Genomic DNA, 13,047 nt, shown 5'->3' with positions numbered 1-13,047 from the left:
GTGCCCCAGGGCAGCGAGCAGGGCCGGGTGGACCACGGCCCCTACCAGGGCAACCTAGGCAACTACGCCTGGCCGAATCGCGACGACATCGACAACCCGGTGGCGCCGGACTGGTGGCAGGCGCGGCACGAGCGCGATCCGGCGGGCGACGAGCCGCTCGAAGACCCCAAGACCGGCGAGACCGTGCCCAAGCCGGGCTACGACCCCGGCCGCTTTTTCGGCATAGACGCGCAGACGCTGGACCCGGATTGGTACCACCAAGACGGCTTCATCTGCGGCGGCGACTGGGAGAGCCCGCACCCGTTGCAGCAGCGCCACCTCGCCGGCGACTGCATCGACCTCGCCACCGAGCGCGACAACGTCAAGGACTACATCATCGAATCGGTGAATCGCTACCTGGACATGGGCGTTGATGCGCTGCGCATCGACACCGTCAAGCACGTCGAGCGCGACAACCTGCTCGAGTACATCAACGCCTGGAAGGCGCACAAGCCGGGGCTTTTCGTCTTCGGCGAGAACCTGGTGAAGGGCTACGGCTGGGGGGACCTCGGCGGCGGCGACAACGGCCCGAGCCAGATCCGCCCCTGGTGGTACACCCGCTTAGGCCACGACCCACAGGACCCGCACTCGGGCGGCGACTCCGGCTTCCCGCAGCTCGACTTCGGGCTGTTCAGCACCTTCCGCGATACGCTCTCCCGCGGCACCTTCGAGGGTACAGGGCAGATCCTGTCCATGGATTGGATCTACGGTGACGTGACCCAGCTGGTGACATTTCTGCAAAATCATGACGTCGGCCCCGACAACGACTTCAAGTACCGCTTCAAGGGCGAGACCTGGATGGCAGCGGCGGCCTACAACCTCATCTGGACTGCCCGCGGCATTCCGTGCCTGTATTTCGGCGAGGAAATCGAGTTCATGAAAGGCGCCCCACAGGATGTCGAGGGCGAACAGGACACGCTGGAGACGACCGGCCGCGCCTATTTCGGCGATCACCTCACTGAGGAGCGCATCGGCGAGACCCAGTCCCACCCGCTTTACCAGCACCTGAAGCGCCTGAACCTGATCCGCCAAAACGTACCGGCATTACAGAAGGCGGCGATGTCCCGTGTCAGCGAATGGGGAAGCGGCATGAGCTTCGTCCGCGACTTGCCGGATGATGCCTTAGACGGGGGCAGCTATGCCGTCGTCGGGTTGGCCATCGGCTCGGACCAACAGGTGGACATCGGCGATGTCCGCCCGGGCATCTACCGCGATGCTGTCACCGGCGGCGAAATCCACTCCCACGGCCACCTGTCATTCCAGGTCAAGGCCAACTCTGCCGGCATCTGGGTGCTGAACGGCCCGGGCAAGATCGGCCAAGACGGACCCTTCCTGCGCTGACAGGCCCGAATCCTGAGCCGCCAATTCCATGGCCGACAGATCCGGGAGTGCAATACATGGGCCCATGCGCTTGGGCCCTATGCGCCACCGTTCCTTCAGGCCGCCGGGTCTCGGCCGCATCCGAATCAGCCACCGGCCGCCGCGAACCGCGCCAGCACCGCCCGGTAGCAACCCGCCGGCGGCAGTCATCAGTACCCGCCGCCGTGCACAACCCTGGATCGTCTTCAGTCCCGGCGCCCTCACCCGCAGCGGTGACTACCCGGAGCTACTCGGCGCCCTCACCGCCGCCGGTGCCGTGGTGCTGACGCTGGACTACGATTGGACCAAGCTATTTGCCGGCGACTCGGTCGAGCTCGCCAAGCCCATGCGCGCCATCAGGCGCCTGCAGAGCGGTCGGCTACCAGCAAGGGGTCTCGCGAGGCACGGGCTGCCGGTACCGCCGGGCAGCCGCAGGCGTCGAAGAGGGCCGCCACTGCGCCTCCTTGGCTACAGTTTGGGCGGCTGGGTGCTGTCCGCGGGCTTTGCCGAGAGCAAGCGCGGACAGCCACTGGAGATCGTCCTCCTCGGTACCTCCACGCTGCGCGAGCCTTGGGAGCCTCCCAAACGCCGACAGCACCGTATGCGCCTGGTGGCGGGCACCGAAGACGGCGTCATCGACCGCGACGCCCTGGCGCGGCTCGCCGCCGCCTTCGCCACCGAAATCGAATGGCTCGATGGCGTCAACCACTTCGGTCTGCTGAATGATCGCGTCGGCGCCCCCGCGTTCCGCGCCCGCGACCAAACCACGAGGCTGACCCGCCGCCAATGCGCCGAGCGCATCGCCTGCCAGCTGGTGCGGGGACGCTGAACCGGCGAGCGCTGGGTTACCTGGGTCAGCGCTTCTCTAGGGAAGCGCTACTGCGCTTCCTTGTGGCTGACGATCCGACCCGACTCCTCGCCAAGCTTTTCCAGAGCAAAAAACCCGCTCATGTCTCGGGCCCAGTCTGCGGCCAGCTTGCTCGAGGCCTTGGCCTGGGCCTGGTCCTGGAACACGCTCACGGTGACGATACCAGGCAGCCCGTCACCCCCGAGCCCAGTGACAATCACTGAGTAGCTGACGAAGCCTTCGAGCTCCCTGATCCGAGGGAGAAACGTGGTATCCGCCTTCTCGCGCAGGAGATCAGGCGTTCCTTTGACGAGCTGGTAGCGGCGAATCGAGCAGTACAAGACCGGGCGCTCCACGGAGGAGTTTCGAGGACACCCGATCAAAGATAGCCCATTCTCCGGCGGCCACAAGGCGGCCGGCGGCAGCGCCGGTTACTCCCCCGCCTGCCCGCGGGTATTGAACGCCACCTGCCAAGGCCCCTCCTCCCCTGCCAGCGGCATGGCGGTGAGCTCCAGCGTGCCGACTTCCGACACCGAGGCCTGCAGGCGCACCGGTACCACCTCGCCCTTCTTGCGGCCCTCCGCGGGCAGATTGGTCTGGATCTCCTCCAGCTCTTCCAGCTCGTCGCCGGACCACTCCTCCAGCAGGTCTCCCACCTGGTCTTCGCGGCGGACGCTGGAGCCGAAGAAGCGAAAGCGCACGGGCTCGCCCACCACCAGGCCGAACTCCTGGGGTGCGGAGACGGGCTCGGAGCCTTCCTCCAGCCCGAACGGCACGACGCAGAGCGCCTGCAGCTCCGGCTCCATGCCGGGGATGGCGGGCATGCTGCGCTCGACGCCGACGTAATAAGAGTGCGACGTGCCGCCACGGATGCGCACGCCACCGTGCCTGCGTACATAGGCATAGAACGCTGCACCACGGGCGACGGCAAGGTCCAGATCACGGGCCTCCAGCAACCGCGCCGGCGGCGCATCTTCGGCGGCGAGCCACTGGTTGATCACCTCGAGCACACGCTCGCGCAGCACGCCGGCATTGAACACGCCGCCGTTGAACAGCACGGCCGTAGGATGCAGGAAGGTAGCCCAGTGGGCATGCTCAACGAAGCCTTCCAGATCTTCCGTAGCGCCGGCCTGCTTGGACAGGAAGGCTGCCAGGTGGCGGGTAACGCCCGGATCCTGAGCAAAGGGCAGCCCCACCTTTGTCAGCGCGCCGCGGGCACGCTGGGCCGGGTGATCGGTGATCGCGCACTCCGGGAAGAATCCGTCGATGAGCACGGCCGTGACTTCGTCTCGCGTCAGCTCGGTGCGGATGCTGCCGCCGATGAGCTTGGCGCCGCGGCTCGGCACCACCACGGGCACGGTGTCCAGGCTCTCATCGGCGAGGAGCCGCTCCTTCGCCACGCGGCAGCCGTGCGTCAGGGCCTGCAGCTGCCAGCGGTCGAGCTCCACGCCCTGGACCTTGAGCTTCTGCTTCAACAGGTGGGCGAGTGTCAGATCCATGTTGTCGCCGCCGAGCAGGATGTGCTCGCCTACAGCGACGCGGGTGAGCTCCAGCGCGCCGTCCTGCTCGGTGACGGCGATGAGCGAGAAGTCGCTGGTGCCGCCACCGACGTCTACCACCAGGATGATGTCGCCGACTTTGACATCGTGCCGCCATTCACCCTTGCTGTCGTTGACCCAGCTGTAGAGGGCCGCCTGCGGCTCCTCAAGCAGCACGAGGTTGTCGATACCGATGGCCTGTGCGGCCTCGGCGGTAAGCTCCCGGGCGGCGGGGTCGAAGGACGCCGGCACCGTGACGGTGACATCCTGCTCGCCGAGCGGGTCGAAGCCATGCAGCCCGTTCCAAGCCTCGCGCAGGTGGGTGAGGAAGGCGATACTGGCATCAAGCGGCGACAGCTGCGGGATCTCGTCCGGCACCTCCGGCGGGAGAATGGGCGCCTTGCGGTCCACATCCGGATGGCAGAGCCAGCTTTTCGCGCTGGAGACGAGGCGCAGCGGCGTGTTGCTGCCCTGCTTACGGGCAAGCTCGCCCACCACGCGCTCCGCCGGCGCCGGCCAGGGCAGGCCCAGGTCCCCGGCCTTGAACTCTTCCGGATGCGGCAAGTACATGAACGAGGGCAGCATGGGCCGCTCCTCCACCGAGCCCGGATCGACCAGCTGAGGGATGGGCATCACCTGCTGCTCGATCTCCTCCCCCTCGCACTTGTCGATTTCCACGAAGGACAGCGCGCAATGCGTCGTGCCAAGGTCAATACCGATGGCGAAGCGCCTGCTCACAGCTCCACCTCCGCGGGTGCCAGGATGCTCACGTCACGACTGCCGCTGACCTTGGGCAGACGCACCTCCGTGGCCCGCCAGCCGCGATGCATCAGGGCGCCAGTGAAGGGTGGCTCGCCGACGACATTGCCGATTGGACGCACGGCGGATGGGTCGAAGCCCCGCTCCAGCGTCACGCGGCTGCCCTCGGCTTCGGTACGCACAGGCGCAATGCTGAGGTAATCCTTCAGCACCTTCTGGCAACCCTGATGAACCACCCGCGCCGCGGCACCGATCTCGTGGTCCGAGTAATTGGTGATCTCTTCTTGCAAGAAGTCCACGAATCGGCCCTCTTTCTGCAGCAGTCCCAGCAGCACCAGGGCGGAGTCCGGCGGCGCCTCACTCAGCTTTGCTGCGGGCTGCGGCAGCGGCCCAGGCTGCGGCGAGGCTGTGGTGCGAAGCGTAGCGATGGTGCTTGGCAAGGAGCTCGCACCATCCACGTAGAGGTCCGTCAGCGACCGTGCGTAGTCGGCATCTGCGAGAGCACGAATAAAGCTGTAGCTGGCGATGGGCAGACGCTTCAGCACGATCCAGGTTTTGTCCGCGGCGATGCGCAGCCAGTGTCCGGCGATGCGCAGCCACACCTTGAGCCTGTCCCACGCGACGCGCAGCCACATTTTGAGCCGCGCTTGCATAGGCTCGAGGCGCTCCGCGATGGATGGCGTCTGTTCAGTCATGCGGTCTTTTCCTCGACACAAGGTATAGGCTCGCGGCAACCACCGCGGGCGGGCGGCGCGGGCTCGCTCGTCATGACACACCTGCCCCGGCGATACGCCACGCCGCGAAGGCGCGCATCTTACATCGCAGGCCCGGCGTCTTCATCCGCCGTGGCGTGGGCGTTGACGGATGCCGCCGGCCGCGGCAGGGAAACCGACTCATTGCGCGCTGGCATAATGCAGGAACCGTCGTCGTCGCCCCCAGGGTTCCATGGGTCAGCATCACACCATGCATCGCACCGCCGAGCCCGACGCGCCCGCCACGTCCCTGGACCCCACGCCCGCGGAGCGCGCCGAGATGATCGCCGTCGCCGCCTATTATCTCGCCGAGCGCCGCGGCTTCGCTCCGGGCGGCGCGGACACGGACTGGCTGCTCGCCGAGGAGCAGATCGACCGAATGCTGGCCGGGGCGCGCGCTGCGGGTCTCGCACCCGATGATTTTGCCCGGCTGGGCGTGCGCAATGCACTTCGGCTGTGGGGCGAGGGCTGACCCGTAGATCAGGGACTCAAGTCCGCGCCCGCCCCTCGCGCTCCGTCTCGCCCGCGGCCTGCACCGACGCAGCTGCGCGCTCCAGCAGCAGCTGCTCGATGCGCGCCAGGCGCCGCTCCATCGCCTCGGTGTGCTCGCGGATCCAATGGACCTCCCCTGCCTCGCCGGTGCCCTCCAGCATGTCCATGCGCTCGTGCTCCTTCTGCAAGGTCTCCAGCACGATGCCGATCATCATATTCAGGAAGATGAAGGCGATGACGAAGATGAAGCTCAAATAGTACGCCCAGCTCAAAGGATAGACGGCCATCGTTTCGTACATGACGTCCGTCCAGTCCTCAAAGGTGGCAACGCGGAATAAGGTCAGCATGGCGATGGAGATATTCCCCCAAAGCGTTTCATTGACCTGGTGGAACAGAATGCTGCCCACCGCCGCATAGATGTAGAAAATGATGAACATCAGGAGCGACACATAGCCCATGCGCGGGATGGCGCTGACGAAGGCGTTCAGCAGCACCCGCAGCTCTGGGATGATAGAAACCAAGCGCAATACCCGGAAAATGCGCAACAGCCGTCCGAGCAGCGCCATCTGGCTTTCTTCAACAGGGATCAGGCTCGCGACGACGATGATGAAGTCGAAGACATTCCAGCCCTGTGAGAAAAACCGCCGCAAGCTGCCCTCTGCGAGCATGCGCACCGTGATTTCTGCCAGGAAGAACAGGGTCACGGCCACGTCGAGCACGCTGAACAGCGTCAGCACCCGCGGCTGCACGTCATAGGTGCTGGCGCCGATTACCAGCGCCGACACGACGATGACGAGCACCACAAAGGTCTCGAAGAGCTTGTTGTCTTTGAGGGCCGCAAAGCGGCGTTGCAGGGTTTGCAGCGACGGCATATCGGTCTCTCGAAAACAGCGGATCAGGGAGCAGAACGCAAGGCGCGGGCGGACCCGCGGCAACCCAGGGGCTGCGTGACAGCGCATCCGCGGGCGACGCTTGCGAGCGGTCGGCCACAACAACGTCTGGGCGCCAGGCCAAAGAGCAGCGGGCGGGCCTGCACTGTCAGCAGGCGGGCCTCTGACCTGAATCTGCACAGGTGTAGGGGGTAACCGCTGCGCCGGTTGGCAACAGCCGCCGGATGTCATAGTATCCACCGCGGCCGATAACAAAGAACCCGACGACAAGGTATCACGGGTCAGCCGCGGCTCCCCGCCTCATCGAGTCCGGCATCACCACCACCGTGGCAGCACCGCCAGAGTGAGGAATCGCATGTCCGCTCCTGAAGGCCGCGACGGCCGCAGCAGCAACCGAGGCCGCTTCGGCAAGCTCATCGCCGTCATCCTGGTGTTCATATGTGGTGTCGCTTTCGCCGGCGTCTTCAACGCCGGGCTTGCCTACACCAACGAGATGGAGTTCTGCGTCTCGTGCCACACCATGGAAACAAATTACAACGAATATAAGGAAAGCCTGCATTACAAAAATCAGTCAGGCGTTCAGGCCACCTGCGCCGACTGTCATGTACCGAAGCCATTCATCCCGAAAATGGTCACCAAGGTCATCGCGGCGAAGGACGTCTACCACGAGATCATTGGCACCATCGACACGCCCGAGAAGTTCGAGGCCCACCGTTGGGACATGGCGACGCGCGTCTGGAACAAGATGCAGCGGAGCGACTCTCGGGAATGCCGCTCCTGCCACGAGTTCAGCAACATGGACCTCTCGGAGCAGGGCCGCTCCGCACGCAGCCGCCACGCGCGGGCCGAAGAGAAAGGGCAGACCTGCATCGACTGCCATACAGGCGTCGTCCACCTCGAGCCCTTCGAGCCGGACGACGACGACGCATGAGCGCCTGGCACGGCCCCTTGATACAGGGCACCTTCGCAACACCGACGAAGCGTGTGTGGCCCACCGGGTCGCTGCTGATATGGCTGCTGGCGCTCGCCACGGCGCCGGCGGCTTTGGCCGAAGACGCGCCCGCCAGCGAAAATGAGGCTGCGAGCGCTCATGTGCCAGCCTCGCAGGCGGAACACGATCTCAGCGACAAGGATCTCGGCCAAGAACTGCGCATCGCCGCTATGATCGACGATTTCGCCCGGCTCCAAGCACTGCTTGAGGCGGGCGCGGACGTTGATGCGGCGAGCCGTTTCGGGAAAACGGCGCTGATGTTCGCGGTCGAGGGCGGTAACCTCGAGGCCGCCGCGCAGTTATTGAACTCCGGCGCCAATGTCAATGCGCGCACCGCGGCGGGCTGCACCGCCCTCACCTTCGCCGCCGAAAACGGCCACATCGGTCTCACTGCGCTGCTCATCGAGCGCGGCGCCAATGTCCACGACCGCACCCGCGCAGGCTGGGACTCGCTGATGATCGCCGCACGCTACGGCATCACGCAGATGGTGCAACAGCTGCTGTACCGCGGCGCGGACCCGAAGGCGGCTGACAAAGACGGCCGCACTGCGCTCATGCAAGCCGCCGCTCTGGGCCACACGGGCGTCGTGGAGCTGCTGCTGAACGCGGGCGCCGACGTGGACGCCCGCGACAACGAGGCCGCGACGGCGCTGATCAGCGCCGCGGACGCAGGCCAGGTGGATACGGTGAACACCCTGTTGGCCTATGGCGCCGACGTCAATGCCCGAGATGCCATGGGCGCCACTGCCTTACTTTGGGCCGCCAATCGCGGCGACGCGGATATGGTCCGCACGCTCCTCGCGCATGGTGCCGACCCGAACATCAAGGACCACGACGGCAACTTCGCCCTGCGCGAGGCGGTCGCCACCAAGCACAACGACCTCATCGTCCCGCTCCTCGAGCATCGGGCCGACCCAGCCCTGACAGACGCGCAAGGCAACACGGCCGCCGACGTCGCCCGGGCGAGCGGCAACGACGAGGCCATGACTTCACTGGTGCAGCACTAAGAAGAAGCCCATGGCTCGCCGCCCACCGACAGAAACCTGTGGGGCGCTGCGGCTGCACCGACCCCAATGCACGGATCATGTGACCGCGAGCGGTTGCGCAGTCCGGCATGGCGGAGATTCGCGCCTCCGCCCGATCCGCAAAGCCTAATCATTCCGTTTAGGAGGAAGTATGGCCAAAGCAACGATGATAACGGCCTTCGTCGGCGGCGCACTGGCCCTCGGCCTGTGCGCAGGCGCCATGGCCGAAGACGAACTGCCCACAGGCAAGATGCTGGTGGACACCTGCGCCGGCTGTCACGGCACGAACGGCAACAGTGTCGGTCCGGCCTCCCCCACCATCGCCGCCATGGACCCCTACGTGTTCGTGGACATGATGATCGCCTTCGCAGAAGAAGACACCTACTCCACCATCATGGGCCGCATCGCCCGCGGCTACACCGAAGAAGAATACGAGCTGATGGGCGAATACCTGCACAGCCAGCAGTTCCAGCCGGCGGAGCAGGAATTCGACCAGGCCCTGGTCGACAAAGGCGCCGGCCTGCACGACAAATACTGCGAGAAGTGCCACATCGAGGGCGGAAAGCCCGTGCCGGACGAAGAGGACTACTACATCCTCGCCGGCCAGTGGACGCCTTATGTCGAGAACGCGATGAGCGACTTCCGCGAGGACCGCCGCATCCTGCCCAAGAAGATGGGGCGCAAGCTCGACCGGATGCTGGAGGCGGAAGGTGAAGAGAGCCTGGCCGCCCTCTACGCCTTCTACGCCGCCTACACGGACTTCGAGAGCTCCGGTGCCGGTGACGACGACGAAGACGACGAATAAGCGAGCAGGAGGATCAGCCACATGACCATGAACAGACGTGATTTCGTCAAGGCCACCGGCGCCGTCGCGGCGGTGGGTGCACTCGGTGCGCCGACCATCGCCCTCGGCCAAGGGAAAAAGGTCGTCGTTGTCGGCGGCGGCACGGGCGGTGCCACCGCGGCCAAGTACATCAAGATGGCCGACGACAGCATCGACGTCACCATCATCGAGCCGAACAAGGAGTACTACACCTGCTACATGAGTAACGAGGTCATCAGCGGCGTCCGCCAGCTGGATGACATCAAGCATGGCTACGACGGGCTCAAGGCGCGCGGCATCAAGGTCGTCCACGAGGCCGCCACCGCCATCGACCCCGAGGCCAAGGTCGTCAAGACCGCTTCCGGCGAGTTTCCCTACGACCGCTGCATCGTGTCACCGGGCATCTCCATCCTGTACGACAAGATCGAGGGCTACAGCAAGGAAGCCGCACAGAAAATGCCCCACGCCTGGAAGGCCGGCGAGCAGACCAAGATCCTGCGCAGCCAGCTCGAGGCCATGGACGACGGCGGGCTGGTGATCATCGCGGCACCGCAGAACCCGTTCCGCTGCCCGCCGGGCCCCTACGAGCGCGCGAGTCAGATCGCCCTGTACCTGAAGGAGGCCAAGCCCAAGTCGAAGGTCATGATCCTCGACAGCAAGCAGAAGTTCTCCAAGCAGGGCCTGTTCACCCAGGGCTGGGAGCGCCTCTACGGCTTCGGCACCGACAACAGCATGATCGAATGGCAGCCCGGGCCGGACGCCGGCGTCAACCGGGTGGACCCAGAGACCATGACCGTCTACACCAACTTCGACGAGTACCAGGCCGCCGTGGTCAACGTGATCCCGCCGCAAGCGGCCGGGCAGATCGCGCTCGATGCCGGTCTCGCCGACGACAGCGGCTGGTGCCCGGTCGACAAGAAGACCTTCGAGTCCACCCAGCACGCGGGGATCCACGTCATCGGTGATGCCGCCATCGCCACGGCCATGCCCAAGTCCGGCTATTCCGCCAACAGTCAGGGCAAGGTCGCCGCGGCGGCCGTGGTCGCCCTGTTGAAAGGCGAGGAGCCAGGAGTGCCGTCCTACGTCAACACCTGCTACAGCATCATCGGCAAGGACTACGGCATCTCCGTCGCCGCCGTATACCGCCTGAGCGAAGACGGCGCCACCATCGCCGGTGTCGAGGGCGCGGGCGGCCTGACCCCGACGGATGCGCCGGACTTCGCGCTCGCCCGCGAGGTGGAGTACGCCTACAGCTGGTACGACAACATCGTCCACGACATCTTCGCCTGACCGCGTCAGGTGGGCAGTGCAAGCTGTCCACCAGCCGCCACAAGGGTTATCGGGGGCCGCAAGGCCCCTTTTTTGTGGTCCTTGCAGGCGGTACGCGGCGCGCCAAGCGGTGATACCGCGCAATATCCCGGGGCTCCCGCCTGTCTTGGGCATCTGCGACGGGGCATAATCCTTCGAGGAGAATCCGTGTCGCAACGCGCACGAAAACAACAGCATGAAACCACCATCCGGGGAGAGTAGATGTCCACGCATACCGATGACGACCCGAACCTCTGGAAGATCTTCTTCTGGCTCCTGTTCGCCTGTCTGATCGGCGTCTACCTGCTCTACAACCATCAGACCGGCGTTCAGCAGGCGGAGCTCGAGCGCGCAGAGACCGCGTTAGCAGATGCCAAAGCGCGTCTCACGTCCTTCGACAGCGAGCTTGCGGAGCATGAGGCTGCTACCCGTAGCGCCGAACAGAAGCTCTCTCGACTGCGCGAAGCGCATACGGCCGAAACCGCAGCCGTGAAGGCGGCGCATGCGGAAGCCGTCGCGGCGATCAAGTCGGAGCACGCAAGGGCGCTGGACGATCTGAAAACCGCGCATACCGACGCCATCGACGCGATGCGGACCGAGCACGCAACGCAGGTGGAACAGCTCAAGACAGCCCTCGCCGAAGCCGAGCAGGCGGCGACGGACATGGAGGCAGAGCTCGCCACCATTCGCCAGCGCAGCGCGGACATGGAGCGGGAACTGGCCCAGAACATACAATCCGTCACGGCCCTCAACGAACAGCTCGTGGAAGTGACCGAAGAGAACCACGAGCTAAACGCCAAGCTCGCCGCCGACAACGAGACCATCGCGGGGCTCAACTACGAGCTCAACGCCGCGACCCAACTGGAGGCCGCGCTGCGGGACAAGCTCAAGCGCGGCGCCGATCGCCAAGAGCGGCTCCAGACCCTGGTGGATAAAGAAGAAGCCGCGATCCTGGATCTCCAGGACAAGCTCGTCGCCCTGACGCGCGAGCGCGAGGCCCTCGCCGCCCGCGCCGACGACGCCGCCAAGGCCGCTGCTGGCGAGCCCACGCAGTGGCAAGAGGAGCTCGTCGCCAGTCAGGCTGTCATCGCCGATCTGAGGGCCGAGCTGGAAGCAGCGGTTCGCGAGCGAGAGCAGGCGGAGGCTGCGGTGACTGCCGCACCGGAGGATAGCGAAGAGGCCGAGCAGGCAACGGCCGAGCTGACGGCGGCCCGGGCACGAATCCAAGCCCTGGAGGCGCAGACCGCGGAGCTGGAAGGGCAGCTCGCGAAGCAGGAAACCGCACTGAATCAGGCACGCGCCGCTGCTGAGGAAGCCCAGAATGCCGACGTGACCGCGGCGCTGAAGACGGAAATCGAGAGTCTGCAAAAAGAGCGGGCGGCGCTCAGGTCTGAGCTGGAGGTCGCGAAGGCAGCCGCAGCCCAGGACAACAGCGACGACGAGGCGCGTGTGACCCAGCTCCAGGCGCAGGTCGAGGCACTGGAGACCAAGCTGGCAGAAGCGGAAGCCGCCGGCGCGGGACTGGAAGAGCAGCTGGCCGCCGCTGAGACTGCGCACCAGGAGGCCCTCGCAGGGGCGGCGGTCGCCGGCAAGACCAGCGCCGAGCGCCTCCAAACGCTGTACGCGGAGGCTTCCGAGCTCGGCGCGCGGCTCACCGAGGACGGAATTCTACTCAGCCTCGCCGGCGACGAGCTACGCTTCGCATCCGGCACCGCGACACTTCCAGACGAGGAGCTGCCAAGCCTCGACCGAATGGCGGAATTCCTGAAGTCCCACCCGGGGCTCACCATCCGCATCGAGGGCCACACGGACAGCTCGGGCAGCGCCGAGGTCAACCAGCAGCTCTCGCAGCAACGTGCCGAAGCCGTGATGCAGGCCCTCGTGGAGCGAGGCGTGCCTGCGGCGCGTATCGCCGCCCAGGGGCTCGGCGCCGAGCGGCCCATTGCAGACAATGCGACGGAGCGTGGCCGACGCGAGAACCGTCGCGTGGAGGTCTACGCAATCGGTGCCGACGGGGAGAGCTGATTGCCGCTCGCCGCCGCACTGCCGGTGCGGCGGCGCCCCATGAGCACCCTTAAGGAAATGCTGATTTATTGGCGTTTCCCGTGCGGGCCAGGACGGCCCGCCATTTTCAGCGACCCAAGTCGCTGAAAATGAAGGAGCCGGGAAACCGCGTTTTCCGGCTCCGTCTGATTTTTGGGCAGGATGCCCAATAAATCAGTAT

General features: G+C 65.7%; 12 protein-coding genes. 8 read left to right on the top strand and 4 right to left on the bottom strand.

Features of this window, described 5'->3' with window-relative positions:
• Positions 1–1,380, top strand: a 1,380-nt coding sequence (locus I6U14_RS17230) for an alpha-amylase family glycosyl hydrolase (RefSeq protein WP_296900974.1), incomplete at its 5' end; no start/stop codon positions are given.
• Positions 1,381–1,459: 79 nt separating this feature from the next.
• Positions 1,460–2,227, top strand: a complete 768-nt coding sequence (locus I6U14_RS17225; protein WP_296900972.1) for a hypothetical protein — start codon at positions 1,460–1,462, stop codon at positions 2,225–2,227.
• Positions 2,228–2,274: 47 nt separating this feature from the next.
• Here I6U14_RS17225 and I6U14_RS17220 read toward each other — a convergent pair whose 3' ends face one another.
• From I6U14_RS17220 to I6U14_RS17210, 3 genes are all read right to left on the bottom strand, one after another.
• Positions 2,275–2,586 carry a hypothetical protein gene (locus tag I6U14_RS17220; RefSeq protein WP_296900970.1) on the bottom strand — a complete coding sequence of 104 codons (312 nt, stop codon included), beginning with the start codon at positions 2,584–2,586 and terminating at the stop codon, positions 2,275–2,277.
• A 90-nt stretch (positions 2,587–2,676) separates the two neighbouring features.
• Entirely contained in the window at positions 2,677–4,521 is a 1,845-nt protein-coding gene (locus I6U14_RS17215; protein WP_296900968.1) for an Hsp70 family protein, read from the bottom strand.
• Positions 4,518–5,237 (bottom strand): DUF2760 domain-containing protein, encoded by a 720-nt coding sequence (locus I6U14_RS17210; protein WP_296900966.1) that lies wholly within the window; start codon positions 5,235–5,237, stop codon positions 4,518–4,520. The genes I6U14_RS17215 and I6U14_RS17210 overlap by 4 nt, the downstream gene beginning before the upstream one ends.
• A gap of 268 nt (positions 5,238–5,505) precedes the next feature.
• Between I6U14_RS17210 and I6U14_RS17205 the strand changes: the two genes are divergently transcribed.
• A complete protein-coding gene (locus I6U14_RS17205; protein WP_296900964.1) occupies positions 5,506–5,766 on the top strand; it encodes a DUF2934 domain-containing protein in 261 nt (86 codons plus the stop codon).
• Between the two features lie 16 nt (positions 5,767–5,782).
• Here I6U14_RS17205 and I6U14_RS17200 read toward each other — a convergent pair whose 3' ends face one another.
• On the bottom strand, positions 5,783–6,658 hold the full coding sequence (locus tag I6U14_RS17200; RefSeq protein ID WP_296900962.1) for an ion transporter: 876 nt from the start codon (positions 6,656–6,658) through the stop codon (positions 5,783–5,785).
• A gap of 373 nt (positions 6,659–7,031) precedes the next feature.
• On the opposite strand from I6U14_RS17200, the gene I6U14_RS17195 reads away from it, so the two are divergent.
• From I6U14_RS17195 to I6U14_RS17175, 5 genes are all read left to right on the top strand, one after another.
• Positions 7,032–7,607 (top strand): NapC/NirT family cytochrome c, encoded by a 576-nt coding sequence (locus tag I6U14_RS17195; protein WP_296900960.1) that lies wholly within the window; start codon positions 7,032–7,034, stop codon positions 7,605–7,607.
• Positions 7,604–8,674 (top strand): ankyrin repeat domain-containing protein, encoded by a 1,071-nt coding sequence (locus I6U14_RS17190; RefSeq protein ID WP_296900958.1) that lies wholly within the window; start codon positions 7,604–7,606, stop codon positions 8,672–8,674. The genes I6U14_RS17195 and I6U14_RS17190 overlap by 4 nt, the downstream gene beginning before the upstream one ends.
• A 169-nt stretch (positions 8,675–8,843) precedes the next feature.
• The gene (locus I6U14_RS17185; protein ID WP_296900956.1) at positions 8,844–9,497 is read left to right on the top strand and encodes a c-type cytochrome; all 654 of its coding nucleotides are present in this window, start codon (positions 8,844–8,846) and stop codon (positions 9,495–9,497) included.
• A 21-nt stretch (positions 9,498–9,518) separates the two neighbouring features.
• Complete coding sequence (locus I6U14_RS17180; protein ID WP_296900954.1) at positions 9,519–10,805, top strand: NAD(P)/FAD-dependent oxidoreductase; 1,287 nt, start codon at positions 9,519–9,521, stop codon at positions 10,803–10,805.
• Between the two features lie 240 nt (positions 10,806–11,045).
• Positions 11,046–12,848, top strand: coding sequence for an OmpA family protein (locus tag I6U14_RS17175; RefSeq protein ID WP_296900952.1), 1,803 nt, complete (start codon positions 11,046–11,048; stop codon positions 12,846–12,848).
• Positions 12,849–13,047 lie beyond the last annotated feature (199 nt).

The sequence above is a fragment of the Thiohalocapsa sp. genome (genome assembly GCF_019695415.1).
Classification (GTDB): Bacteria; Pseudomonadota; Gammaproteobacteria; order Chromatiales; family Chromatiaceae; genus Thiohalocapsa.
Note: the sequence above shows the minus strand (reverse complement) of the source record. Positions and strands in the feature narration are given on the sequence as shown.

Bases quoted from the DNA above. Each gene is read 5' to 3' on its own strand.
- I6U14_RS17205 (WP_296900964.1), top strand. From the start codon at position 5,506: ATGCATCGCACCGCCGAGCCCGACGCGCCCGCCACGTCCCTGGACCCC.
- I6U14_RS17225 (WP_296900972.1), top strand. From the start codon at position 1,460: ATGCGCCACCGTTCCTTCAGGCCGCCGGGTCTCGGCCGCATCCGAATC.
- I6U14_RS17180 (WP_296900954.1), top strand. From the start codon at position 9,519: ATGACCATGAACAGACGTGATTTCGTCAAGGCCACCGGCGCCGTCGCG.
- I6U14_RS17200 (WP_296900962.1), bottom strand. From the start codon at position 6,658: ATGCCGTCGCTGCAAACCCTGCAACGCCGCTTTGCGGCCCTCAAAGAC.
- I6U14_RS17195 (WP_296900960.1), top strand. From the start codon at position 7,032: ATGTCCGCTCCTGAAGGCCGCGACGGCCGCAGCAGCAACCGAGGCCGC.
- I6U14_RS17185 (WP_296900956.1), top strand. From the start codon at position 8,844: ATGGCCAAAGCAACGATGATAACGGCCTTCGTCGGCGGCGCACTGGCC.
- I6U14_RS17210 (WP_296900966.1), bottom strand. From the start codon at position 5,237: ATGACTGAACAGACGCCATCCATCGCGGAGCGCCTCGAGCCTATGCAA.
- I6U14_RS17175 (WP_296900952.1), top strand. From the start codon at position 11,046: ATGTCCACGCATACCGATGACGACCCGAACCTCTGGAAGATCTTCTTC.
- I6U14_RS17190 (WP_296900958.1), top strand. From the start codon at position 7,604: ATGAGCGCCTGGCACGGCCCCTTGATACAGGGCACCTTCGCAACACCG.